Raw genomic sequence first — 23993 nt, 5'->3', positions numbered from 1 at the left:
TCCTAACGGCCGGCGCGCCGCGGAGTGGAGGCGGGTCCGCGCGCTGCCTCCATGCCGTCCTCCTCGCGCCCGGCGGCCTGGCGGGCGTAGGCGAGGAGGACGCGCGTCAGCAGGCGCACGGCGCCGAGTCCGAGGGCGAGCGCCAGCGCGAAGCGCCAGAGGGCCGCCGCCACGCTGAGCTGCGCGTCGAGGACGTGGGCGAGGTTCTCGACGTTGACCGCCACGGCGAAGCCGAGGGCGACGAGCGGTCCGAGCCGGGCGACGTCCGCGGCGAAGGTCACGAGCTGGCGCCGCGTCACCAGTCCACCCCCGCCAGCTCCGCCAGGTACGCGGCGAGCAGGAGCGGCGTGGCGGCGTGGAACTCCACGTAGGCGAGGGGCAGCGCCCCGCCGACGTGGCGCGCCGGCTGGGTCGCCTCGTCGAGGCCGTAGATGGACAGGGCGTCGATCCCGCCCGTCGCAGCCGCCAGCGCCTCGATCGTGGCCTCGTCGCAGGAGGCGGGGAGCACCGCCCAGCAGGCGTCGGGCACGACCCCGGCGACGACGTCGGCCACGAAGTCGTGGTCGGGCGTCCTCGCCGCCACGGCGACGACGCACGGCTGGCGGGCGATGCGCCGCGCCGCGACGGCCGTCGCCGCGTCGAGCGGGTCCGCGATCGCCTCGTCGGCGGGGCCGCGCCTCGGTCGGGGGGCGACGGTGAGGACGGGCGCGTCGCCGGGCGCGAGGCGCGCGCGCACGAGGCGCGCGAGGCGCAGCGCGCCGGCCGGCGCGCCGACGACCACGACGACCGATCCGGGCCGGGTCGGCAGCTCCGGCGGACGCTCGAGGCGGGAGAGGCGCGCGAGGAGGCTCTCGCCGACGGCCTCGCCCTCGAGCGGGCAGAGCGCCTCGGCGAGTCCGAGGCGGCGGAACGCCTCGAGCGGCCGGCGCGCCTCGCCGGCCGGTGCGGCCGCGGCCGCCGCCAGCGCCTCCTCGGCCTCCTCGAGGACCTCGCTGAAGGCGCTCTCGAAGGCGCCGCCGGCGCTCGTGGCGAGCGTGTCCTCGGTGCGCTCGACGGCCGCGGCGAGCGGCGCGAGGACCGTCCCGGCGCGCTCGGCGGGCGGCTCCGCCTCGAGGACGAAGACCTCGCGCTGGAAGAAGCCGAGCACGCCGCCGGAGCGCTCCCTGCCGGCGCGCACGATCCTCGCGCCCTCGCCGAGGGCGGCGAAGAGCTTCGCCGCCGCAGCCTCCTTCGTCGGCCCCTCAAACCGCAGCAGGTTCGGCACGGCTCACCACCCCGATCGTCTCGACGGACACCTGCGACGCGATCTCCGACGCCCCGAGCACCGGCAGGTGCGGCAGGCGCGCCGCCAGCAGCCGGCGCAGCGCCGGGCGCAGCCGGCTCGAGCACACGAGGACCGGCTCCTTCCCACGCCCCTCGGCGGCGCCGACGTGGCGCTCGATGTCGGCGACGAGGGCGTCGAGCTCCTCGGCCGGGCGAGCGATGACCCGCCCGCGCTCGCCGACCTGCAGCGCGGCGACGAGGGACTGCTCGAGGACGGGCTCGAGGGTGATGGCCGAGACCACCCCTCGGCGGGCGAGCGACGCCGCGATCGTGGGCCCGAGCGCGAGGCGCGCCGCCTCGAGCAGGCTGTCGGGGTCTCGCGCGCTCGCGGCCTGGTCGGTGATCGCCTCGAGGATGCGCACGAGGTCCCGCACCGGCACGCCCTCGTCGAGCAGCCCGCGCAGGACGCCCTGGACCGAGCCGAGGGTGAGGCCGGCCGCGGTGAGCTCCTCGAGGACCGCGGGGTGGTCCGCCTTCACGGCGTCGAGGAGCACCCGCACGTCCTGGCGCGACACCAGGCTCCCGGCGTGGCGGCGCACGACCTCGGCGAGGTGGGTCGTGACGACCGCCGAGCGCTCGACGACCGTCGCCCCCGCGGCGAGGGCGCGGTGGCGCACCTCCGGGCCGATCCACTTCGCCGGGCCGCCGAAGGCCGGGTCGCGCGTCTCCTCCCCGGGGACGAGGCCGAGGCCCGCGCCGAGCGCGAGGAGCTTGCCCCGTGGCAGCGTCCCCGTGCCGACGACGACGCCGTGGACCTTGATGGCGTACTCGCTCGGCGCCAGTCGGTCGTTGTCCCGCGCGTGCACCGGCGGGATGACGATGCCGATCTCCTCCACCATGTTGCGGCGCAGCGCCTGGACCCGGTCGAGCAGATCGCCGCCACGGGCGCGATCGGCGAGGGCGACGAGCTCCACGCCGAGCTCGAGCTCGAGGGGCAGCACCTTGGAGCGCCGGGCGAGCTGGCCCGGCGAGTCGTCGGACGCCGGGGCGGGGGCCGCGGCCGGGACGGGCTGCTCGGGGGTCGGGTCCGCCGGGAGGCGGCCGCCGAGGAGGTAGAGCGCCACGCCGACGAGCGCGAACGGCAGCGTCGGCAGGCCGGGGACGAGGGCGAGCAGGCCGATCACCACGGCCGCGGTGCGCACCACGCGCCGGTGGCGCGCGAGCTGACCGACGACGTTCGACGCGAGGTCGTCCTCGCCGGCTGCCCGGGTGACGATGATCCCCGTCGACAGCGACAGCAGGAGGGCGGGGATCTGCGAGACGAGGCCGTCGCCCACCGAGAGCAGGCTGTAGGTCGACACGGCCGCCGACAGCGAGTCGTGGTGCTGGAGCACGCCGACGGCGAGGCCACCGAGCAGGTTCACCGCGGTGATGACGATCGCCGCGACGGCGTCGCCGCGCACGAACTTCGAGGCGCCGTCCATCGCCCCGTAGAAGTCGGCCTCGTCGGCGATCTCCCGTCGCCGCTCGCGCGCCTGGTCCTGGTTGATGAGCCCCGACGCGAGGTCGGCGTCGACCGACATCTGCTTGCCGGGCATGGCGTCCAGGGTGAAGCGCGCGGCCACCTCCGCGACGCGACCGGCGCCGTTCGTGATCACGACGAACTGGATGACGATGAGGATGAGGAAGACCACGAGGCCGACGAGCAGCTGGCCGCCGACGACGAAGTGGCCGAAGCTCTGGATGACCACCCCCGCGTAGCCGTGGAGCAGGACGAGGCGCGTCGCCGAGACGTTGAGGGCGAGGCGGAAGACGGTGAGCACGAGCAGCAGCGTCGGGAACACCGAGAACTCGAGCGGGCGCCGCACGTGCATCGCGGTGAGCAGCACGAGGAGCGACGCCGTGATGTTGGCCGTGATGAGGAGGTCGAGGAGGATCGTCGGGAGCGGGATGACGAGCATCACGACGACGGCGACGACGGCGATCGGCACCGCGAGCACCCTCGCGTTCGACGGCGCTGCGCCGCGTCGGGCGACTGCGATCCCGGCCACGCTCCTCGCCTCCCGGCGGCGTCCGCCGCCGCGCTCGAAGGTCGCTCCGTGACCTCAACCGCCGTCCTGGCTCACGGTGCTAACGGCCGCGGCACCCGCGGTGTTGAGTCCGGCGGCGCTAGGCGGCGAGGTGGTGGACCTCGACGAGGGCGCGCGCTGCGGGCGAGAGCCGGTAGACGAAGGCGAGGAGGCGGGCCACCGCCTCGTACAGCCGCGGGGGGACGAGGTCGCCCACCTCGCACGCGTCGTGCAGCGCCCGCGCGAGCCCTCGGTCCTCGACGACCGCCACCCCGTGCTCGACGGCCGCGGCCTTGAGGGCGAGCGCGAGCTCGTCGGCGCCCTTGGCGACGAGGCGGGGGGCGACGTCGCGCGTGCGGTCGTAGGCGAGCGCGGCGGCGTAGTGGGTCGGGTTCACGACCACGACGTCGGCGTTCGCCGCCGCGGCGAGCAGCTGCAGGCGCGTGAGACCCCGTCGCCGGCGGCGCAGCGCGCGTCGCACCTCGGGGGCGAGCTCCGTCTCGCGCGCCTCGCGCCGCACCTCCTCCCTGGTCATCTTGAGCGACGCCTGGTGGCGGTGCCGCTGGAAGGCGTAGTCGGCGAAGGCGAGGACGAGGGCGGCGACCGCGACCTCGCGCACCAGTGCGAGCAGGCCGGCCCCCCCGAGCGTGACGGTCGTGGCGAGTGGGAGGGTGCCGGGGGCGAGCAGCTCGGCGACCAGGCGGCGCACGGTCGCGTAGCCGGCGGCGGCGAGCAGCGCGAGGCGGGCCGCGCCGAGCGCCAGGCCGAAGAGCCCCGCGCTCGAGGCGATCCGCCGCAGCCCCGCGCTCGGGCTGACGCGCACGAGGCGGAAGCCGAGCGCCCCCGGCGACAGGTGGAAGCCGACCTGCGCCAGGTTCGCCGCGAGGCCGGCCGCAGCGACCGCGGCGACGATCGGGAGGCTCGCCGCGAGGAAGGTCCACAGGCCTCGGGCGAGGAGCGCGAGCGCCTGGCCCGGGTCCGCAGCTCCGGCCGCCGCGGTCAGGCTCGCGGCGAGCCCCGCCGCGAGGGACCAGGCGCGGCCGCCGAGGGCCGGCAGCGCCCAGGCGAGGACGAGCAGCGTGAGCCAGGAGGCGAGCTCGGCCGAGCGCGCGACGCGCCCCTGGCGCCGGGCCTCCGACCGGCGCTTGGGCGTGGGCCTCTCGCTGCGCACCTCGCCGGCTGCCATCAGCCGCCTCCGAAGAGCTGGGCGAGGCCTCGTCCGAGGAGGTTCGTGAGGTCCGCCGGCACGCCGGCGAGCGAGACGGCGAGGACGCTCAGGCCGACGAGGAGCTGGAGGCCGAAGCCGAGCGCGTAGACGTTCGTCTGGGGCGCTGCCTTGGCGAGCAGGCCGAGGAGGAGCTGTGCGGCGAGGAGCACGGCGACGACCGGCGCCGCCACCTCGGCGGACGCGGCGAAGAAGCCGACGAGGTCGGCGCCGAGCACCGCGGGCAGGCGCGCGACGTCGGCACCGGGCAGCCGTGTCGAGACCACCTGGAAGCTCGTGAGGAACCCCCGGACGAGGAGGAGGACGGCGCCGCTGGAGAAGACGAGGACCGTCGCCAGCCACTCGTAGCACTGGCCGATGACCGGCGTCTGGTCGAGGCCGAGCGGGTCGAGCGCGGGGGGCAGGTTGAGCCCGGAGAACTGGTCGACGAGCACGCCAGCGGACCGGAGCGCCCCGACGAAGAGCTGGACGACGAAGCCCATCGCCGCGCCGACGAGCACCTGGACGAGGAGGGCGCCGACGAGGCCGGCGGTGCTGGCCGGCAGCGGGGAGCGCGAGGCCGGCCCGACGGCCGCGAGGGCGAGGCCGCCCGCGAGCGCGGCGCGCGCCGCGAGCGGGATGGCGCTCCCGGCGAAGGGTGGGCAGGCGAGGAGGAAGGCGGTGGCGCGCACGAGCGCGAGGAGGAAGGCGACGAGCGCGACGGCGTCGAGGTTGAGCGTCACGAACCGAGGAGCGCGGGGATCGAGCGGAAGAGCTGGTCCGTGTAGTCGACGAGCTGGCTCACCATCCAGTGGCCCGAGACGGCGAGGATGGCGGCCACCGCGACGAGCTTCGGCAGGAAGGTGAGGGTGAACTCCTGCACCGAGGTGACGGCCTGGACGAGGGAGATGGTGAGGCCGACGACGAGCGTCGCGACGAGGACCGGCCCGGCGAGCTTCACCACGAGGACGATCGCCTGGGCGAGGAGGTTGACGGCCGTCGCGGAGCTCATCAGTGGAAGCTCGACAGCAAGGTGTGCACCACGAGCGCCCAGCCGTCGACGAGCACGAACAGGAGGATCTTGAAGGGGAGCGAGACGAGGGTGGGGGGCAGCATGAACATCCCCATCGACATGAGGACCGACGAGACGACGAGGTCGATCACCATAAAGGGGATGAACACGACGAAGCCGATGACGAAGGCGCTCTCCACCTCCGAGAGCACGAAGGCGGGCACGACCGTCGTCATCGGCAGCGACGCCGGCGAGCCGTGCTCGTGCGCGGCCGAGCGGAACAGGGCGAGCTCGTTCGCACGCGTCTGGCGCAGCATCCACGACTTCAGTGGCGTCTCGGCCGCCTTGATGGCCGTCGTGGCGTCGACCTTGCCGTGCAGGTAGGGCTGGACGGCGTCGTGGTTGATCTGCGAGAGCACCGGGGCCATGACGAAGAGGGAGAGGAACAGGGCGATCCCCGCCAGCACCTGGTTCGGCGGGATCGACTGGAGGCCGAGGGCGTTGCGCGTCAGGCCGAGCACGATGAAGATCCGGGTGAACCCGGTGAGCAGGACGAGCAGCGAGGGCGCCACCGAGAGCAGGGTGAGCGCCACGACGACGAGGATCGACGTCGAGGGGCTGTGCAGGCCCCTCAGGTCGATCGTGACCGACGGGCTCGGCCCGGCGAGCGCGAGGGGGCTCACCGGGGACCCGCCGCGGGCGAGGCGTCGTCGTGTCGTGGCATCGGGCGCCTTCTCCGAGCGCCGCCCGGCTAGCGCCGGACGGTCAGCTCCCTGAGCGTCGAGATGGCAGCGTCCCATGCTGAGGGGAGGCGATCCTCCGAGCCCGCCGTCCCTGGCGGGCTCTGGCCGAGCTGTTCCTCGAGCTCGCCCGGCTGGAGCTCGCCGAGGCACTCGACGCGCTCGTGGGCCGTGGCGAGGACGAAGACGCGCCTGCCGACGCGCACGATCGAGATGCCGCTCGAGCGCGACAGGGCGCGCCGGGCGAGGACCTCGATCGGTGGCCGGCGGGCCGGCGAGCGCGCGCGCTCGTGGCGGCGCCCGAGGCCCCGGCCCTGCGCCGCCCGGGCGACGCGCGCCACCGCGTAGAGGAGACCGAGGGTGACGCCGAGCGCCACGAGCATGCGCACGAACAGGGAGAAGGTGGCCACTACTCGAGCGCTCCGGCGACGATCTCGGTGATCCGCACCCCGTACTCGTCGTCGACCTCGACGACCTCGCCGCGGGCGATGACGACGTGCTCGTTGGCGACGACGTCGACCGGCGCGCCGACCTGGCGGTCGAGCTCGATCACGTGCCCCTCGCGCAGCTGGAGCACCTGGGCGATGGGCAGCTTCGTCTGGCCGATCTGCACCGAGATGCGCAGCGGCACGTCGCTCAGGCGCGCCAGCCTGCGCTCCCAGGCCTCGTCGCCGCCGAGCACGACCTCGGCCTCCCCCGGCTCCTCGAACGGAACGCTCACGCGGGGCTCACCTCCTCGACGATCGAGCAGACGACCTTCGAGCCGACGCGCCCGGGCCGCGCCCGCGCGACGAGGACGTTGCCGGCGCGCACGTCGAAGGGGCGGTCCTTCGGGTGGTGGAGGGGCACGACGTCTCCCGGCTGGAGGGCGGCAGCCTCGAGGGGCGCGAGCTCGACGGGGGGGACCTCGAGGCGGACCTCGATCGGGACGCGCAGCACGGCCTGCGCGATCGCGTCGCCGCCGGTGTCCTCGGGGGGTCGGCTGGCCTCGCGCAGGAGGTCGACGAGCTGGCGAACGGCGGGGAAGGGCAGGCACACCTGGCAGGCGGCCGGCTCGTCGCCACCGGTGTGGAGGCTGAAGCTCGCCCACAGGCACATCTCGGCGGGGCTCGCGAACTGGACGAACTGGAGGCTGCTCTCCTGGTTGACCACCCTGGCGTGGATGGGGACGGCGCGCGCCATCGACCGGGCGAGCTCGTCGAGCAGGCTCTGGAAGACGGGGCCGAGCAGGCCGTAGTCGGTCTCGGTCGGCTCGAGGTGCCCGTCGTAGGGGGCGCTGTCGCCGCCGCCGAGGCGCAGCTCGAGGATGCGCATCGCCGCCTCGACGGGCAGGATGAGCGCGCCCTGCCCGGGGAGCGGGTGCGCGCCGAACGTCACGACGTAGGGCCGCTCGCCGACGAGGAGGCCGGCGTCGCGCCACGGTCGCTCCGCGAGGGACTCGAAGGCGAGCTCGCAGGCGTGGCGCGTCTGGGTCGACAGGTCGATCGAGGCGTGGCGGGCGAACGCGTCGAAGATCGCGTTCAAGGTGCGCAGGTAGGCGCGGTCGATGGTCTCGGCGTGGCGGAAGTCGTGGGAGCGGATCGGGCTCACGAGATGGTCACCTTCTGGCCGGGGCGCGAGACGACGATGTCGACGCGCCGGTTCTCGGCGCGGTGGCGCGCCGAGTTGTTCGGCACGCTCGGGTGGTACTGGCCGAAGCCCACGGCGTACAGCTGGCTCGGCCGGACTCGGTCGGCCTGGAGACGCTGGACGACGTTCACCGCGCGCTGGGCGGACAGCTGCCAGTTCGTCTGGAACGGCCCCCCGAGGATCGGCTCGTTGTCGGTGTAGCCGTCGACGCTGATCGGGTTGCGGTAGCGGCGGAGCACGTGCGCCGCGACGTCGACGATGCGGTCGCCGAGGGTCGACAGGGACGCCGAGTCGATCGAGTAGAAGGTCTTCTCGGTCACGAGCCCCACCGTGAGGCCGAGGGGGCCGATCGAGATCGTCGTGTCCTGGAGCAGCCCGGCGCGCCGCAGCGCGGCGCGCAGCTCCGCCTCGAGGCGCCGCAGCGAGGCCTCGCCGGCGAGCACCTCCTCGCGCCCGGTGGTCGGGCTCGGGCGCGTGCGCGCCGAGGACGGCTGGGCGGGGCCGTCGTTGAACGACGTCGCGACCCCCCGCTCGAACTGCGCGTACTTCACGTGGTTGAGGCTCGACAGGGCGTAGAGGACGATGAAGAGCACGAGGAGCAGCGTGATCATGTCCGAGTAGGTGAGCAGCCACCGCTCCATGCCGGCGGGGCCCTCGTGGCCGGGCTCGGGCGTCCGTCGCATCACGCCGCCTCCGCGCGCTCGGAGGGGCGCTCGTGCGGGGCGAGGAAGGGCTCGAGCCGGTCGCGAAGCTGCGGGCCGGACAGTCCCTCCTGGACGGCGAGCAGGCCCTCGATGACGAGCTCCTTGTACGCCTGCTCGTTCTGCGAGAGGTGCCTCAGCTTGTTGGCGATCGGCAGCCAGAAGATGTTCGCCGACAGCACGCCCCACAGGGTCGCGGTGAAGGCGGTTGCGATCGCCGGGCCGAGGCGGCCGGGCGAGGTCAGGCTGCCGAGGACGTGCACGAGGCCGACGACGGTCCCGAGGATGCCGATCGTCGGCGCGAAGCCGGCCATGTCCTGGAAGGCCTTGTAGCCGGCGCGGTGGCGCTCGAGCATCCCGAGCACCTCGGCCTCGAGGACGGCGCGCACGCGCTCGGGGTCGGAGGTCGTGGCGATGAGCTCGACGCCGGTGCGGGTGAACGGGTCGCTCTTCGCCTCGGGCAGCTCCGCCTCGATGACCTTCATCCCGCCGGTGCGCGCCTCGCGCGCCAGCTCGAGGAGGTGGTTCGTGAACGCTACGGGGTCGCGGCCGCGCTGTCTGCGCATCGCCACCGCGAGCACGCGCGGGAGCCGGCGTGCCTCCTTGCGCGTCATCCCGGCGAGCGTGGCGCCGATCGTCCCGCCGAAGACGAGGATGAGCGAGGACACGTCGATGATCGAGGCTGGCTTGCCGCCCCCCATCACCATCGCGACGAAGAGCGCGGCGAGCGCGAGGACGATGCCGGCGGGGGTCACGGCACCTCCTCGCCGTCGTGCAGCACGCGCAGCGCCGAGGCCCGTGCTGGGTGGTCGCGCTCGCGTGCCATCTCGTCGGCGAGGAGGAACGCCCGGGCGATCGTGCGCGCCTTCGCCTCGCCGATCCGCTCGACGACCTCGTCGACCGGGTCGGCCACGATGAGCGTGGACCCCCCGATGAGGTGGATGTTCGTCGAGTCGGAGGTGTCGTTGTGCTCGACGCGCTCGATCCGGTCGGTGCTGAGCGCCATCCGCTTGCCGTCGAGCTTCGTAACGACGATCACGCCCTGAGCGCCTCCGGTCCGGATCGGGGCGATCCGGCGCCTCTCCTCGGGCGGCCGAGCGCACAGCGAGCGCCGGCCGTGCCTGCCTAACGACGTCGAGCGCCGCTCGCTTTAGCTGGTGGAGGTGCAACGGGGTCCCCCAGCCGTGCCTGGCCTGCTCACGCGTTCGTCACGAGGGCCTGGAGGACGGTCTGGGTCGTCGCGATCACCTTCGTGTCGGCCTCGTAGTCGGTCTGCGCCTCGATGAGGCTCGTCAGCTGGCTCGCGAGCTGGACGTTCGACTGCTCGAGCGCTCCGCCGAGCAGGGTGCCCCGCCCGCCGGTCCCGGCCGTGCCGACGAGGGGTCGGCCGGAGGCCGCGGTCTCCTGGTACTCGAGGTTCCCGTTGTTCTCGAGGCCGGAGGGGTTCGTGAAGGTCGCGAGTGCGATCGTGCCGAGCTGCTGGGTCTGGCCGTTGGTGAAGGCACCGGTGATCGTCCCGGTGGCGCCGATCGAGTACGACTCGATGGTGCCCGCCCCGTAGCCGTCCTGCTCGCCGACCGCGACCGTGGAGCCCTGGGCGAACTGGGTCAGCGCCGCCGGCGACGAGGGCGCGGGCAGCACGAAGTTGATCGCCGACTCGTTCCACTGGTAGCCGGCGGGGAGCGCCCTCGTCGACGCGACCGACGCGCCACCCGCCCCGACCGGCGTCGTCGGACCGCCGTCCACCGAGTACGAGGCGAGCTGGCCGCTCGAGTCGAAGGTGAGGACCACGCCGGTAGCGAACAGGTTCGAGCCGGCGAGCGATGCCTGCAGGAGCCACTGGTTCGCGCTGCCCGTCGGGGTGAAGGTGAGCGTGAGGGGGACGGTGTTGCCCTGGGCGTCGTAGAGCGTCGAGGTCGCCGTCACCGGGGAGGCCGCGCCGGCGTCGACGTTCCCCGCGAGGGTGACGTTCGCCGTCTCCTGCGGCGGGCTCGTGAGCCCCGCCGGGATGGAGAGCGGCCCGGTCGGCCCGGTCGTCGGCTTCCCCGGCGCCCAGCCGAGGACCTGCGCGCCGCTCGCGGTCTCGAGCGTGCCGTTCACGTCGAGCTGGAAGGCGCCGTCGCGCGTGTAGTAGGTCTGGCCGGCGCTCGAGATCACGAAGAAGCCGTTCCCCTGGATGGCGACGTCCGAGGGGACGCCGGTCTGGACGATCGAGCCCTCGCTGAAGTCGGTGTTCATCGCAGCCACCTGGACGCCCGCGCCGACGGCCGCGGGGTTCGTGCTCGACAGACCCCCCGAGGCGCCGCTCGCCGGCTGGAGCTGCTCGGTGAGCACGTCCTCGAACTGGGGGGTGGTGGCCTTGTAGCCGGTCGTGTTGGCGTTCGCGACGTTGTCGCCGATCGTGTCGATCATCGTCTGCATCGTCGAGATGCCCGAGTCGGCTGCGGCGAGCGAGCGGACGGTCATGTCGGTTCCTCCTTCGTGCTGCTGTCAGTTCCTGCGTCCTCGAGGGCGCGCTCAGGAGACCGTCGCGACCTCGCCGAGCGCGAGCGTCGAGGACCCGACCTCGAGCACCGGGCCGGTGGCGGAGTCGCTGACGCCGCTCACGACGCCCTGGACGGTGTGCCCCGCGGCATCCGTGCCGCTCACCTGCCGGCCGACGAGGGCGGTGGCGTTCGCGAGCTCGGCGGCCTGGGAAGCGCTCGCGTCGGTCGTCTCCAGCTGCTGGAGCGTCTCGACCTGCGCCAGCTGGGCGAGCTGGCCGAGGAACTGGGCGCTGTTCGTCGGGTCGAGCGGGTCCTGGTACTTCAGGTTGTCGATCAAGAGGGTCAGGAACTCGTTCGGCTGGAGCAGTGCGTTCGTCGGCGAGCTCGCCGCGGCGGACGTCGCCGGCGCGCTCGGGACGGCGGTGATCGCGTCGATCGGGGTGGTCATCGTTCCTCCTAGAGCACCAGGTCGAGAACGTGGGGGCGGTCGCTCGCGTCCCCGGGGCGCTGCGGGTCCCGCCGAGCGCCGACCGGGGCCTCGCGCTGCCGGTCGCGGCGTCCGGCGAGCGCTCGCGGCTCGGCGAGCGAGAGGCTGGCGACGGCGAAGCCCTGGGACTCGAGGTGCGACCGGAGCGCGCCGAGGGCGCCGGCGAGGGCGGCGTGGCCGGCGTCGCTCACCGGCGCGAGGGCGATCTCGACTCGCTCGCCTTGGACGGTGACGGTCGCTTCGATCCGCCCGAGCTCGGGCGGGTCGAGCGAGGCCGTGATGGAGAAGGTGCCGTTCGCTCCCGGGCGCGCCTTGGAGAGAGCGCCGAGGAGGGGACCGGCGGGCCCCGCGGAGCGGGCCTCGCCGCTCGGCGCGCGCCGCGGCGCGGCGGCGTCCGGCGGGTCCGTGCGGGCCGGGGCCGGGGGCGGCACGCCGGGGAGGCGCCAGGCGGGCGCGCCGGCGCGGTGCCGCTCGCTCGGCGTGCCGGGTGCCCGCCCCGCCCGCACCCCTGGCGCGTCCCGCGCCGTGGTCGGTCGCGCCGGGGTGGCCGCGTTCCTCGCCGGGTGGGCGGGAAGGGGCGTCCGCTGGCTCGGCGCGGGGGCGAGCGGGTGCGCGCGCGCCGGGACCCCGGGCGGCTGCGGGCTCGCGCCGCGCGCGGCGGCGGCGCTGGCGGTCGGCGGTCTGGGTTCGTGCCACGCGGGCTCGAGCGGCGTTCGACCGCTGGGCGCCGCCCGGCCGCCGCTCGGGGGCGCCGCCGGGCCCCCGCCCGGGCGCGCCGGGGACTCGGTCGGGGCGCCGTCGGCGTGCTTCGCCGTCGGCTCGCCCGGCGCCGGCGTGGCGGCGGCTCCCGCGTCACCGGTCAGCCGTCGCAGGTCCAGCTCGCTGGCGCGAGGTGGCCGCGCCCCGTCGGTGGTCGGCCGGTCCGGCTCGACGGCCGCCCCGACCGAGGCCCTCGACGCTGCCGCGCCGGCGTCCCCCGCGACGGCGAGGGCGACGAGGAGGCCGGCCTCCTCGCTGGTACCGGCGCGCTCGCTGCGGCGCCGGGGCGCGGGGACGGCCCCGTCGAGCACGGCCGCGAAGTGGCCGGCGCCTGCGGGGTGGGGCGCGTGCGCGCCGGGGCGCTCCAGCTCCCGCTGGGCAGCGGCCGCAGCGGCCGGCGGCGTGGCCCGGAGCGCACCCATCAGCTGCCCGCCGCCAGGTTCGCGAGGGAGAGGACGGTGGAGACGTAGGCGGGGGTCGAGCCGTCGTTCGGGATCCCCCCTGCCTGCTCGACGGCGCCGCCACCCGCCGCGTAGGCGGCGACGGCGAGCGACCAGCTGCCGAAGGCGGCGCGGTAGCCGGCGAGCAGTCTCGCCGCGGCGGGGATCGCCTGGGCCGGGTCGAACGGGTCGATCCCCTGGGCGGCGGCCGTCGCCGGCATGAACTGGGCGATGCCCTCGGCGCCCGCGCTCGAGCGCGCGCTCGGGTCGAAGCGGGACTCCTCGTAGAGGATCGCGGCGAGCAGGGCGGCGGGCACCTTGGCCGACGCGGCGGCCTGCGTGACGAGCGGCGCGTCCGCGGCCGGTACGAGGACCTGCCCCATCTGGACGGGCGCGCCGGGCGCTGCCGGGCCGAGCGGGACGCGCCGGATGGCGACCGGCTCGGATGGCACCGGCTGGAGCTGGACGACCTCGCCGGTTCGCGGCGCGGCGATCATCTCGCCGTCGCCCGCGTAGATCGCGACGTGGCCCGGCTCGCCCGGCGGCGCGCCGTTGGCGCCCGGTTCGAAGAAGAGGAGGTCGCCCGGCTGGGCCGCGGCGAGGTTCGGGACGGCCTGGCCGACCGTCGCCTGCTGCTCGGAGGTGCGCGGGAGCGCCACGCCGAGCTGCGCGAACACGTACTGGACGAGGCCGGAGCAGTCGAAGCCGGTCGCCGGGCTGTCGCCGCCCCAGCGGTAGGGGACGCCGAGGAAGCGCTCTGCCTCGGCGACGACCGGGCTCGCGCTGCCCGGCGTCGCGGCCCCCTGGCCGCTCGGCGGGCCGGAGGCCGGGGATCCCGCCGCGCTCGCCGCGTCGAGGAGGATCGCGAACGCGTCGGTTGGAGCGGTCGGGGATCCCCCGGCGGCCGAGCCGGCGAGGGCCGCGAACACCGCCTCGATGGCGGCGACCTCGGGCGGCAGGAGCCCCAGGGGTTGCACGTTCACTGGGACGGCCTCCTCGCGTGGCGGTGCGCGGCGAGGTCCTCGACCGCCGCGGCGTCGGCTCGCTCGAGCAGGCGCCGGGCTGCCTCACGGCCGGCCGCCTCCCGGCGCTCGAGCACGGCCACCCTCGATTCGGCTGCCCGCAGCGCGGCGCGCGCCGCGTCGACCTCGTCGGCGCGCGCGCGGCGGCGCTGCGACGCGCCGTAGGCGGCGCGCCCGAGGGAGGCGGCGCGCGCTCGGAAGGCGGCGAAGGCCGCCGCGCCTATCGGCGGCAGCTCCGTCGGCAGCTCTCGGTAGGCGGCAGCGGCGGCGGCCTCCTGCTGGGCGGCCGCCGCGAGGCGTCCCGCCGCGCCGGCGAGGCGGGCGCGCGCGAGCGTCTCCTCGACGCGCCGGACGCGCAGGACGGTCGCGAGGCGGGAGCGCCGCCCCGTCACGGCAGGGCCTCCGGGTAGCAGGCGGCGAGGCGCGCGAGGCCCTCGCGCGCCTCTGCGGCCGTCGAGGCCTCGTCGAGTCCCTGGCGGCAGAAGCGGTCGATCTCGGGCTTGGCGGCGATGGCGGCGTCGACGAGCGGGTTCGTGCCGGGCACGTACGCGCCGATCTCGACGAGGTCTCTGGCGTCGCGGTAGGCGGCGAGCAGCCGGCGGATCGCGAGCGCGGCCGCACGCGTGGAGGGGTCGGTGATCGCCGGGGCGACGCGCGAGACCGACCCGAGCACGTCGATCGCGGGGTAGTGCCCGGACTCGGCGAGGGCGCGCGAGAGCTGGAGGTGGCCGTCGAGGATCGACCGGCTCGCGTCGGCGATCGGCTCGTTCATGTCGTCGCCCTCGACGAGGACCGTGTACAGACCGGTGATCGAGCCGCGCTCGTCGGTGCCGGCGCGCTCGAGGAGGCGGGGGAGCAGTCCGAAGACGCTCGGCGGGTAGCCCCTCGTCGCCGGGGGCTCGCCGGCGGCGAGGCCGACCTCGCGCTGCGCCATCGCGCAGCGCGTCAGCGAGTCCATGAGCAGCAGCACGTCCCGCCCGCGGTCTCGGAACCACTCGGCGATGCGCGTCGCGAGGAAGGCGGCTCGCAGTCGCACGAGCGCGGGGGCGTCGGAGGTGGCCACGACGACGACGGCGCGCTCGAGCGCGCTGGCGAGGTCGCGCTCGACGAGCTCGGCGACCTCCCTCCCCCGCTCGCCGACGAGCGCGACGACGACGGCGTCGGCTGCGGTGTTGCGGGTGATCATCGACAGCAGGGAGGACTTGCCGACGCCCGACCCGGCGAAGATGCCGAGGCGCTGCCCCTTGCCGCACGGGAGCATCGCGTCGATGGCGCGCACGCCGAGCGCGAGCTGCTCGCTCACGGCGCGGCGCCGGAGGGGGTGCGGGGCGGGGTGGTCGATGGTGGCCTGCTCGACGCCGACGAGGGCTCCGCCGCCGTCGATCGGGCGTCCGAGCCCGTCGAGGACTCGCCCGAGGAGCCCGTCGCCGACCGGGGCGAGCAGCGGCCCCCCCGTGGCCTCGGCGAGGGCGCCGGCGCGCAGCCCCCGCGTCTCGCCGAGCGGGAGGCAGGTCACCGCGCCCTCCCCGAGGGCGACGACCTCGGCGGGGACCACCGAGGTCGCGCCGTGGAGCAGGCAGCAGTCGCCGATCGCCGCGTCGAGGCCGCCCACCTCGATCGAGGTCCCGACCATGCGCCGGATGCGGCCGTAGGTGACCGGCTGGCAGGCCGCGAGGAGCGCGCCTCGCCGCTCGACGAGCGCCCTCATCGCGCCCCCTCGAGGACCGCCCGGACGCGCTCGAGCGCCGTCTCGATGCGGCCGTCGACGAGCGTCTCGCCGACCTCGAGCTCGAAGCCGCCGGGGGCGACCGAAGCATCGGCGCGCAGCTCGAGCCCGCTGTGCACCGACGCCTCGGTCGGCAGGTCGGCGGGATTCAGCCGCACGATGGCGCCGGGCCGATCCCCGGCGAGGGACAGGGCACGCGCGAGCGCGTCGGCCCCGCAGGCGACCTCGCGGCGCAACACGGCGCGGGCGATGTCGACGACGAGCGACGCGACGGCGTCCTCGAGGTCGCGCGTCGCCTGGCGAAAGCGCGCCGCCAGCTCGTCGTGGGCGGCCTCGAGGGCGCCGAGTGCGCGCCGGAGCTCCTCGTCGGCCCGCCGGCGCAGCGCCTGGCGCTCCTGCTCGAGCTCGACGGCGGCTCGCTGACGGCCCTCCTCGTAGCCGGCGGCCACGGCGGCCGCGCGGGCGTCCGCGCTCGACGCCGGCAACGCCTCGAGCTCGCCGGCGCGCACGGCGTCGAGGGCGGGGCCCGCCTTGATGACCGACGCCGTCCTCACGCGATCACCTCGTCGGTCGGCCGGGCGATGACGATCGTGCCGTCGGCCTCGAGCTCGCGCACGACGCGCACGATGCTCGCCTGGGCGGCGTCGACCATCGACAGGCGCACCGGTCCGAGCACCTCGAGCTCCTCGTCGAGCTCGGCCGCGGCGCGCTCGGAGAGGTTCGAGCGGATCCGCTCGCGCACCTGCGGGTCGTCGCCCGCGCCCTTGACGGCGAGGGCGAGGTCGCCGATCGTCACGGAGCGGAAGACGAGCTGCAGCGTCCGGTCGTCGAGGCGAAGCACGTCCTCGAAGGTGAACATCCGGGCCCGGACCGCCTCGGCGAGCTCGGGATCGCGCGCCTCGAGATCGCCGAGCACCTGCTTCTCGGTCGAGGCGTCGGCGCAGTTGAGGATCTCGACGAGCGAGGGGATGCCCCCGGGCACCGAGCTGCCGGCGGAGATGAGGCCGCGCAGCTTGCTCGCCAGCTGGCCTGCCGCCTGGCTGATGGCCTCGGGCGGCACGCGGTCCATGCGCGCGATGCGCAGCACGACCTCGTTGCGGAAGTGCGCGGGCAGCGCGTTGAGGATCCGGGCGGCGTCTGCCGCCGGCAGGTGGGCGAGCACGACGGCGATCGTCTGGGGGTGCTCGTCGAGGAGGAACGGGACCACGTGCGCGGGGTCTGCGTGCGAGAGGAAGGCGAGGGGCCCGACGGCGTCCTTGCCGCGCAGCTGGGCGAGGACCGCCTCGGCTCGCTGGGCGCCGACGAGCTCGGTGAGCAGCGCGCGCGCCCGGTCGAGGCCGCCCTGGCCCACCGAGCGAGTCGCCTGCAGGCGCTGCACGAACTCGCGCACGACCTGCGCGACGACGGCCTCGTCGAGCGGGGGGAGCGAGGCGATCTCGGTCGTGAGGGCGATCGCCTCCTCGTCCCCGAGCGCCCGCAAGATGGCCGCGGAGTGCGCCGTCGGCAGCTGGGCGAGGACGATCGCGACGCGCTGGCGGCCGCTCAGCTGGTCGAGGCGGGCCGTGCCCGCCGCCGCCGGCGGCTCAGGGCTCGCGGCGGGTCGCTGGTCGCCGGCGACCTGGCTCATCGCGGACCTCCGCCGCCGAGCTGCGCGCTCGCGCCGGGCCGCTCCTGGGCCCACAGGCGCATCAGCTGGGCGACCTCGTCGGGGCTCGTGCGGATGAAGTCGCCGACGTCGGCGGGCACGGTGCCGGTCGCGGGTGCGAGCGCCTGGGGAGCCGGCGTCGCCGGCAGCTCACGGGTGTCGACGTCCGCGGCCGGGCTCGGGAGCTCGAGGGCGGAGACGTCGATCTCCTCGAACTGCGGCCGCCTGCGGCGCGCGAAGCGCAGCGCCAGCGCGAAGAGGACGAGGATGAGCAGGACGAGCGCGCCGCTCGGTGCGACGGCGCGCGCCTTGGCGAGGATCGACTGGCGGCCCGCCTGGACCGCCGCCGGGTGCGAGAAGGGGAGCGCGCTCACGACCAGGGAGTCGCCCCGCCGCGGGTCGAGGCCGGCGGCCGCGCTCACGAGGCTGCGGATCGCGCCGAGGCGAGCGGCGCCGAGGTGACCGGCGTTGAGCAGGACGGCCACCGACGTGCGCTCGACCTGTCCCGGCGCCTGCTTCACGGTGGTGACCACCTGGCCCACCGCGTTCGTGACCTGGCTCTGGGTGGACGAGTAGCGGCCGGACTGGCCGCTCGGGGTCACCGGTGCCGTGGACCCGAGCACCCCGGCCGCCTGGGCGCCGGAGCCGCTGAAGGTCTGGCGGGTCGAGCTCTGGCTCGTCGTCGCGGTGAGCGCCCGGCCGTTGGGTCCCGTCTCGAGGCCGTTCGTCGTCGTGCTCACCTGGTTGAAGTCGAGCACCGCGTGGACGGCGACGGCCGCGTTGCCCGGACCGACGACCCGCGTGAGCAGCGCCGTGAGCGAGGCGGCGAGCGCGTCGTCGTAGGCGGTCGTCTGCTGGCTGTCGGCGCTCGCCGAGCTGTCGACGCCCGGCGCCGACAGCACGTCGCCGCTGTTGTCGACGACGGTGACGTTGTCGGGGCTGAGCGAGGGCACGGCCGAGGCGACGAGGTGCACGATCGCCTGCACCTGGCCCGGCGTGAGGCTCGCACCCGCGGCCAGGTCGACGAGCACCGAGGCGCTCGGCGTCTGGCTGTTGCCGAGCACGAAGCTCGTCGTGTCCGGCATGACGAGGGAGACCTGGGCGCCCTGGACCCCCTGGATCGACTCGATCGTCCCGGCGAGCTGGCCTTCGAGCGCCTGCTGGTAGTCGACGTTCTGCACGAACTGCGAGGAGGTGATCCCGGTCTGGGCGAGGGTCTGGAAGGTGATCGTCCCGCCGGACGGCAGCCCGGCCTCGGCGAGGCTGATGCGCTCCTGGTTGACGTCCGCCTGGGGCACGAGGACCGTCGTCCCGCCGTCCGCGAGCTCGTAGGGGACGTGGTCGGCGGTGAGCTTCTGGGTCACCGCGCCGGCGCTCTGGGGCTGGAGGTTGGCGAACAGCGTCGTGTAGGTCGGTGCCGAGGCGCGGGAGGCGAAGAGCAGGCCGGCGACGACGAGGCCGACGAGCCCGAGACCGGTCACCGCCTTCTGGCCGGGCGTGAAGGCGCCGAAGGTGCGCCGGGCGCGCTCGAGCGCGCTCGAGACGCGGGCGTTGTCGAGCGGGCGGAGAGCCACGGCTGCCCCTCAGGTGCTCATCGACATGATCGTGTTGAACGCCTGGACCGCCCGGTCCCGCAGCTGGGTGGCGAGGTCGACGGCGAGCTGCGCCTCGGTCGACGCGACGGTCACGTCCGCGACGTTCGCCGCGCCGGTCGCCCCCGCGAGGGCGAGGTTGTCGGCGTTCTGCACCGTCGCGTTCAGCCCGTCGATCGCCTGGCCGAGGACGCTCGCGAAGTCGCCGGCCGTTCCCGTCGCCGCCCCGGGCACGCCGGCGAGCGTGCCCGGGGCGGCCGGCGAGGGGATCGGGGGGATGGCAGGGATGGGGGGGATGGCCATGGTCACGCGTGGATGTCGAGGATCGCCTTGTAGGCCGTGTCGGCGTGCTGGAGCACCGTGGCGTTCGCCTCGTAGCTCGCCTGCGCCTCGACGAGAGCGACGAGCTCGTGCCCGATCGAGACGGCGGGGGTGACGACCATGCCGCGCCGGTCGGCGAGCGGGTTCGACGGGTCGTAGGTCGCCGTCCCGCTCGCGCCCGAGGCGGCGACCTCGACGACGGCGACGCCGGCGCCTGCCCCGTCGGCCGAGGGGACCGCCTCGGCGACGACCTCCTCGGGGCGGTAGACGGGCCGGCCGGGGGTCGCGACGTCGTCGGCGTTGGCGACGTTGCCGCCGATGACGTCGAGCCAGGTCTGGTCCACGACGAGACCGCTGCCGGCGATGGAGATGGACGGGTACATCGACATCGTTGGGCGCCTCCGCTGCCTAGCCCTCGATGGCCGTCTGGAGCAGCGTGAGCTCGCCCGTGATCGAGTTCGCGACCGACTGGTTCTCGAGGTTCGTCGCGCTCTCGAGCGAGAGCTCCGCGGCGAGGCTGACGTTGTTGCCGTCCGCCCCGGGCGCGAGGGCTTCGGGCAGGATCTGCGCCGACGCGGTCCCCCCCGTCGCGAGCGCGTGCGCGAGGGAGCCCTCGAAGGTGACGACCGACGCCGTGAACCCCGGCGTCGCCTCGTTCGCCACGTTGTTGGCGATGACCTGCTGGCGCTGCTCGATCGCGTCGAGCGCGAAGTTGAGGATCCGGATCGCTTCCAGTGCGTCGGCCATGCGCGGCTCCAGACGGTGTCAGCGACGAGGCCGTCCGTGGCCGCCGCGGGGGCGCAGTCCCTGCGCCCCCAGTTGCCGCTCACCTAACGGCGCTTCGGCGGCCCGGCTTTAGCCCGCGGCGCGCACCTCGCCGCGCAGCGCCGCGGCGATCGCCGCGAGCCGGGCGCCGATCGCCCCGTGGGCGACGCGCGGCGCGTAGCGGCTCGCGATCGCGGCCCTCGCGCGCCGCGCCTTGGTCCGGGCGCGCGCCGGGTCGTCGAAGACGAGGCGGAGACGACGTGCCGCGTCGGCGACGTCGGGCTCCGCCCACGGCGCCCCGATCGGGTAGGGCAGATGGGCCTTCGTCGTCCTCGCGAGCGAGAAGGCCACCTTCTCGGCGTTGTCCGACCGCAGGTACTCGCTCGGCCCGCCGTGGGCGACGGCGACGACCGGGACGCCGGCCGCCATCGCCTCGGCGATCGGGTGCTCGAAGGCGGAGGCGCGCTGGAGGCCGAGGAAGCAGTCGCCCCGCTCGAGCGCTGCGCCTGCGGGCTCGGGCTCGGCGAGGAGGCGAACCCGCGGGTCGCCGTCCGCGGCCGCCTCGCAGGCGTCGAGCGCGCGCGCCGTGTTGTCGCCCTCGAGGCGCAGCTCGAGGACGGCGTCCTCGCCGCGGCGGAAGGCCGCGCGGAAGGCCTCGATCGCGCCCGTCGGGTTCGCACGGGCGATCTCGCCGGCCGAGCCGGTGCCGAGCTGCGCGACGGCCGAGACGACGAACGTCGCGCCGTCGCGGTGGCGTTCGGCAAGGCGGGGGCAGGCGATGGCCGGTGGCATGCGCAGGACGGGCTTCGCGCTCACGGCGGCGAGGGCGCGACGCGCCGACTCGCTCGGCACCCACAGCTCGTTCGTCATCTGGGCGAGGCCGGCGCAGTCGCCGGCGGGCTCGACGAAGGGGTAGTGCCACGTGCCGATCGTGTAGCGCCCGCGCAGCGACTCGAGGCCCACGACGGCGAGGAAGGCGTAGAGCTCGGCGGGGTCGAGGCAGAACAGCGTCGTGTCGTAGGCGAGCGGCTCGTCGCCGCCGACCGGGCGCACGGCGCCGTCCCCGCAGTGCAGGCGGGCGGTCGCGACCCCGAGCGACGCGAGCGCTTCGCCGAGGCGCTGGGCGCGCCCGCTCGCAGCCCCGGACGCGTCGAAGCGGCCGACGAGGTTGACGCCGCCGGGGCGGGGCGGCGGCACGCGCAGCTGGCCGCTGCCCACCATCACCCGATCGACGAGGGTGCTCTGGGGTAGGAGCTCGCTGCGGCGCAGCGGCGCGCGTACCTGTCGCGGGAGGAGCGGGTGCGAGGCCCACCGCCGGGCGAGCCGCTCGCTCGCGTCGACCTCCGTCGGGAGGGCGGGCGCCGTCGCGACGGCGCTCGGGACGTAGCGCAGCCGCCAGCCGAGCGCGCGCAGGCGAAGGGAGACGTCCACGACCGCGTCGAGCTCGTCGTATCGGGCGCCGAAGCCGCCGGCGTGCGACAGCGCCGAGCGCCGCAGCGCGAGGCACCCGGGCACGAGCGCGTCGACGTCGCTCGGGGCGACGACCGCCTCGGCGTCGCGCCGGGCGAGGGCGCCGCGAGGGCGGCACGAGAGGACTGGTCGGTCGGGATCGGCGCCGAGCTCGAGCCCGGTGGCGCGCACGACCCCCTCGGCGTCGACGACGAGCGGTGCGCCGCCCGCGACGTCGCCGTCCTCGAAGGCCGGCACGAGCGCCGCCAGTGCCCCGGGCGCGAAGGCGACACCCGGGGCGGCGAGGACGACGAGCTCGGCGCGCGCGGCCCGGACGAGGAGGTTCGCCGCCCGCCCGAAGGAGAGGCGTGCCTCGCTCTCGAGCCGGGAGACGTCCAGCGCGACCGCGTCGAGCACGCTGCGCAGCCGGGCCGATGGTCCGTTCGCGAGGACGAGGAGCTCGAAGGCGACCGCGCGCTCGCTCGCGAGCGAGTCCAGGCTCGCCGCGAGGCGCTCACCGTCCCCGTCGCTCGCGACGAACGCGACGCTCAGCAGCGGGGCCGGCCTGTCGCAGCGGCGCTCGCGCAGCTCCGCCCGGCGGGCGCGCGCCACGAGCTCGGCGCCGGCCTCGAGCGACTCGAGGGTGAAGCCGGCGCCCTCGAGGAGGGCTGCGAGCGTCGAGGCGCTGAACGCCGTCCGGTTGCGCCCCGGCGCGTCGGGCGCCCCGAAGCGTCCGGGCCCGTAGAGGGCGGTGAGCGCCCGCTCGACGTCGCCGTCGGCGAGGACCTGGCGCGCCACGTGCTCGAGGTTGGGGACGCGCACCTCGAGGCGCGCGCCGTCGGCGAGGACGCGCCGCAGCTCGTCGAGCGCCGCGTCGAGGTCGTCGTCGCCGAGCCCGCAGAGCAGGTCGGGGACGACGGCGAGGTGGCAGGCGCCGTCGGGGAGGGGGAGCGCGCTCGGGTCGGCGACGAGGTCCCCGCCGTCGGCGGTCGAGCAGCTGAGGTAGCCGGGCGCGCGCCTCGCGTCCCGGGCGAGGCGCAGCGCGGCGGTCCGGCGGCCCGACGCGAGGAGCCGCGCGAGCGCCGGCGAGAGCTGGGCGACGTCCTCGAGTGCACCGGTGCGTCCGGCCGCGTCGAGGTCGCCGAGCGCGGCGCGCGCGGCGGCGACCACCCGCTCCTCGGCGAAGGCACCGTAGGCGGCCGCCGCGGCGCGCAGTCGCACCACCGGCTCGATCCCGGCGCGCCCGGCGATGCGCACGAGCGGGCACGGGTCGGCGAGTCCGCGCTCGCGCAGGCGGGCCGACCAGTACAGGGCGCGCGCGACGGGGAGCTCGCCGGCCACGACGCTCGCCGCGGCGAGGACCTCGACGCGCTCGGGGAAGCGCTGCGCGAGGCCGCTGAGGACGGCGTCGGCTCGGGACGGCTCGAGGCGGGTCGCGGCCGCGGCGACGACGGCGACGCACTCGGGTCGGACGTGGTCGGCGATCTCGGCCGGCGAGCGGCGCGCCTGCTCGAGCAGGTCGCAGACGCTCGAGAGCGGCTCGTCGAGGATCCCGTGCGTCCGCATGCCCTCGAGGAGGGCGTCGGCCGCCTCGGACGGGCGCCCCAGGCCGCGCAGCGCGCGCGCCCGCATCCAGGCGACGAGGTTCCGCCCTCCCTCGAACCCGTCGTCGTCGAGCTCGAGGAAGGGCACCCGGTCGGTGATCTCGAGCACCTCGACGAGCTCGCCGCGCTCGAGCCGCACCCGCGCCTCGAGGACGTCCGCGGTGACCTGGCTCGTCGAGTGGTCGCGCAGCTCGTCGACGGTCGCGAGCGCCTCGTCGAGGCGGCCCAGCCCGACCTGGACTCGCACGAGGGTCTGGAGCGCCTGGCGCCGGATGGTGGGGTTGTCGGTGCACGCCGCCGCCTCCTCGAGCGGCGCGATCGCCTCGTCGGCCCGGGTGCTCGCGGACAGCGTCCGACCGTAGTTGACGAGGGCGATCGCCCGAGCGGCGCCGTCGCCTCCCTGCTCGTCGAGCGCGCGCCGGGCGATCTTCAGGTTCCGCTCGACCTTGCGCCGGTCGAGCTGGGAGGCGGCGGTGTAGCCGCGGTGGAGGATGCGCACCTCGCTCGCCATGCCGGCCACCGGGAGCTGCGCGTCGGCGCGGCGGACCACCTGCTCGTGGAGGGCGCCGAGCCACCGGCAGGCGCGGCGCCGGAAGAGCCGCGTCGCGTGGAAGGCGAGCCGGCCGGACAGCCCGGCGCCCTCGAGCGACTCGATCGACACGAGGAGGGCGTCGACGCGTCCTTCGGCGGCGAGGCGCTCCCGTAGGCGCGTGAAGTCCCCGGTCACGCTCTCGTCGGCGTCCAGCCACAGGACCCACTCGCCGGAGCACTCGCCGAGCGCAGCGTTGCGCGCCCGCGAGAAGTCGTCGTCCCAGTAGCCCTCGACGACCCTGGCGCCGAGGCGGCGCGCGAGCGCCACGGTCCCGTCGCTCGACCCGGTGTCGTAGACGACGACCTCGTCGGCGAGGCCCGTCGCCGAGGCGAGGGCCTGTGCGAGCTCGCCCTCCTCGTCCTTCACGATCATGCACAGCGAGACGAGCGGCTCCGTCCCGCTCGCGCGCGCACCCGGGGGCTCGGACGTCACGGCGGGTGCTAACGGCCGGCGAGCAGCGGCGGTGAAGGGGCTAAAGGGCGCCGCC

Annotated in this window: 26 protein-coding genes; all 26 read right to left on the bottom strand. The window is 75.7% G+C overall.

Annotation, left to right across the window (positions count from 1 at the left end; all coding sequences use genetic code 11):
- Positions 1 to 2 precede the first annotated feature (2 nt).
- A complete protein-coding gene (locus VKV23_08150) occupies positions 3 to 299 on the bottom strand; it encodes a hypothetical protein (GenBank protein HLI16005.1) in 297 nt (98 codons plus the stop codon).
- Positions 296 to 1264 (bottom strand): hypothetical protein, encoded by a 969-nt coding sequence (locus VKV23_08145; GenBank protein HLI16004.1) that lies wholly within the window; start codon positions 1262 to 1264, stop codon positions 296 to 298. Before VKV23_08145 ends, VKV23_08150 begins: the two co-directional genes overlap by 4 nt.
- Positions 1242 to 3314 carry a flagellar biosynthesis protein FlhA gene (gene flhA, locus VKV23_08140; GenBank protein HLI16003.1) on the bottom strand — a complete coding sequence of 691 codons (2073 nt, stop codon included), beginning with the start codon at positions 3312 to 3314 and terminating at the stop codon, positions 1242 to 1244. The genes VKV23_08145 and flhA overlap by 23 nt, the downstream gene beginning before the upstream one ends.
- Positions 3315 to 3432: 118 nt before the next feature.
- Positions 3433 to 4518, bottom strand: a complete 1086-nt coding sequence (locus VKV23_08135; protein HLI16002.1) for an EscU/YscU/HrcU family type III secretion system export apparatus switch protein — start codon at positions 4516 to 4518, stop codon at positions 3433 to 3435.
- Positions 4518 to 5279, bottom strand: a complete 762-nt coding sequence (locus VKV23_08130) for a flagellar biosynthetic protein FliR (protein HLI16001.1) — start codon at positions 5277 to 5279, stop codon at positions 4518 to 4520. Before VKV23_08130 ends, VKV23_08135 begins: the two co-directional genes overlap by 1 nt.
- Positions 5276 to 5548 carry a flagellar biosynthesis protein FliQ gene (gene fliQ / locus VKV23_08125; protein ID HLI16000.1) on the bottom strand — a complete coding sequence of 91 codons (273 nt, stop codon included), beginning with the start codon at positions 5546 to 5548 and terminating at the stop codon, positions 5276 to 5278. Before fliQ ends, VKV23_08130 begins: the two co-directional genes overlap by 4 nt.
- Entirely contained in the window at positions 5548 to 6231 is a 684-nt protein-coding gene (gene fliP / locus VKV23_08120; protein HLI15999.1) for a flagellar type III secretion system pore protein FliP, read from the bottom strand. The genes fliQ and fliP overlap by 1 nt, the downstream gene beginning before the upstream one ends.
- 68 nt (positions 6232 to 6299) lie before the next feature.
- Positions 6300 to 6698: a flagellar biosynthetic protein FliO gene (locus tag VKV23_08115; GenBank protein HLI15998.1), complete on the bottom strand. Its 399-nt coding sequence runs from the start codon at positions 6696 to 6698 to the stop codon at positions 6300 to 6302.
- Positions 6698 to 7009: a flagellar motor switch protein FliN gene (gene fliN, locus VKV23_08110; GenBank protein ID HLI15997.1), complete on the bottom strand. Its 312-nt coding sequence runs from the start codon at positions 7007 to 7009 to the stop codon at positions 6698 to 6700. The genes VKV23_08115 and fliN overlap by 1 nt, the downstream gene beginning before the upstream one ends.
- On the bottom strand, positions 7006 to 7878 hold the full coding sequence (locus tag VKV23_08105; GenBank protein HLI15996.1) for a flagellar motor switch protein FliM: 873 nt from the start codon (positions 7876 to 7878) through the stop codon (positions 7006 to 7008). The genes fliN and VKV23_08105 overlap by 4 nt, the downstream gene beginning before the upstream one ends.
- Positions 7875 to 8600: a flagellar motor protein MotB gene (locus VKV23_08100; GenBank protein ID HLI15995.1), complete on the bottom strand. Its 726-nt coding sequence runs from the start codon at positions 8598 to 8600 to the stop codon at positions 7875 to 7877. Before VKV23_08100 ends, VKV23_08105 begins: the two co-directional genes overlap by 4 nt.
- Positions 8600 to 9373 carry a MotA/TolQ/ExbB proton channel family protein gene (locus tag VKV23_08095; protein ID HLI15994.1) on the bottom strand — a complete coding sequence of 258 codons (774 nt, stop codon included), beginning with the start codon at positions 9371 to 9373 and terminating at the stop codon, positions 8600 to 8602. The genes VKV23_08100 and VKV23_08095 overlap by 1 nt, the downstream gene beginning before the upstream one ends.
- On the bottom strand, positions 9370 to 9657 hold the full coding sequence (locus VKV23_08090) for a flagellar FlbD family protein (GenBank protein HLI15993.1): 288 nt from the start codon (positions 9655 to 9657) through the stop codon (positions 9370 to 9372). The genes VKV23_08095 and VKV23_08090 overlap by 4 nt, the downstream gene beginning before the upstream one ends.
- A gap of 158 nt (positions 9658 to 9815) precedes the next feature.
- Positions 9816 to 11084 (bottom strand): flagellar hook protein FlgE, encoded by a 1269-nt coding sequence (locus VKV23_08085; GenBank protein HLI15992.1) that lies wholly within the window; start codon positions 11082 to 11084, stop codon positions 9816 to 9818.
- A gap of 51 nt (positions 11085 to 11135) precedes the next feature.
- The gene (locus tag VKV23_08080) at positions 11136 to 11552 is read right to left on the bottom strand and encodes a flagellar hook capping FlgD N-terminal domain-containing protein (protein ID HLI15991.1); all 417 of its coding nucleotides are present in this window, start codon (positions 11550 to 11552) and stop codon (positions 11136 to 11138) included.
- Positions 11553 to 11560: 8 nt separating this feature from the next.
- A complete protein-coding gene (locus tag VKV23_08075) occupies positions 11561 to 12772 on the bottom strand; it encodes a flagellar hook-length control protein FliK (GenBank protein HLI15990.1) in 1212 nt (403 codons plus the stop codon).
- Complete coding sequence (locus VKV23_08070; protein ID HLI15989.1) at positions 12772 to 13773, bottom strand: NlpC/P60 family protein; 1002 nt, start codon at positions 13771 to 13773, stop codon at positions 12772 to 12774. The genes VKV23_08075 and VKV23_08070 overlap by 1 nt, the downstream gene beginning before the upstream one ends.
- Positions 13770 to 14204, bottom strand: coding sequence for a hypothetical protein (locus VKV23_08065; protein HLI15988.1), 435 nt, complete (start codon positions 14202 to 14204; stop codon positions 13770 to 13772). The genes VKV23_08070 and VKV23_08065 overlap by 4 nt, the downstream gene beginning before the upstream one ends.
- Positions 14201 to 15520, bottom strand: coding sequence for a FliI/YscN family ATPase (locus tag VKV23_08060; GenBank protein HLI15987.1), 1320 nt, complete (start codon positions 15518 to 15520; stop codon positions 14201 to 14203). Before VKV23_08060 ends, VKV23_08065 begins: the two co-directional genes overlap by 4 nt.
- Positions 15517 to 16092, bottom strand: a complete 576-nt coding sequence (locus VKV23_08055) for a FliH/SctL family protein (GenBank protein ID HLI15986.1) — start codon at positions 16090 to 16092, stop codon at positions 15517 to 15519. Before VKV23_08055 ends, VKV23_08060 begins: the two co-directional genes overlap by 4 nt.
- The gene (gene fliG / locus VKV23_08050) at positions 16089 to 17165 is read right to left on the bottom strand and encodes a flagellar motor switch protein FliG (protein ID HLI15985.1); all 1077 of its coding nucleotides are present in this window, start codon (positions 17163 to 17165) and stop codon (positions 16089 to 16091) included. Before fliG ends, VKV23_08055 begins: the two co-directional genes overlap by 4 nt.
- Positions 17162 to 18757 (bottom strand): flagellar basal-body MS-ring/collar protein FliF, encoded by a 1596-nt coding sequence (fliF, locus tag VKV23_08045; GenBank protein HLI15984.1) that lies wholly within the window; start codon positions 18755 to 18757, stop codon positions 17162 to 17164. Before fliF ends, fliG begins: the two co-directional genes overlap by 4 nt.
- Positions 18758 to 18766: 9 nt before the next feature.
- The gene (locus VKV23_08040) at positions 18767 to 19078 is read right to left on the bottom strand and encodes a flagellar hook-basal body complex protein FliE (GenBank protein HLI15983.1); all 312 of its coding nucleotides are present in this window, start codon (positions 19076 to 19078) and stop codon (positions 18767 to 18769) included.
- Between the two features lie 2 nt (positions 19079 to 19080).
- On the bottom strand, positions 19081 to 19485 hold the full coding sequence (locus tag VKV23_08035; GenBank protein ID HLI15982.1) for a flagellar basal body rod C-terminal domain-containing protein: 405 nt from the start codon (positions 19483 to 19485) through the stop codon (positions 19081 to 19083).
- A 19-nt stretch (positions 19486 to 19504) separates the two neighbouring features.
- The gene (locus tag VKV23_08030) at positions 19505 to 19843 is read right to left on the bottom strand and encodes a flagellar basal body protein (protein ID HLI15981.1); all 339 of its coding nucleotides are present in this window, start codon (positions 19841 to 19843) and stop codon (positions 19505 to 19507) included.
- Positions 19844 to 19951: 108 nt separating this feature from the next.
- Positions 19952 to 23938 (bottom strand): glycosyltransferase, encoded by a 3987-nt coding sequence (locus tag VKV23_08025; protein ID HLI15980.1) that lies wholly within the window; start codon positions 23936 to 23938, stop codon positions 19952 to 19954.
- Between the last annotated feature and the right edge of the window lie 55 nt (positions 23939 to 23993).

This window comes from Acidimicrobiales bacterium (assembly GCA_035294085.1).
Classification (GTDB): domain Bacteria; phylum Actinomycetota; class Acidimicrobiia; order Acidimicrobiales; family Bog-793; genus DATGLP01.
This window is presented reverse-complemented; position numbering and strand designations above follow the sequence as displayed.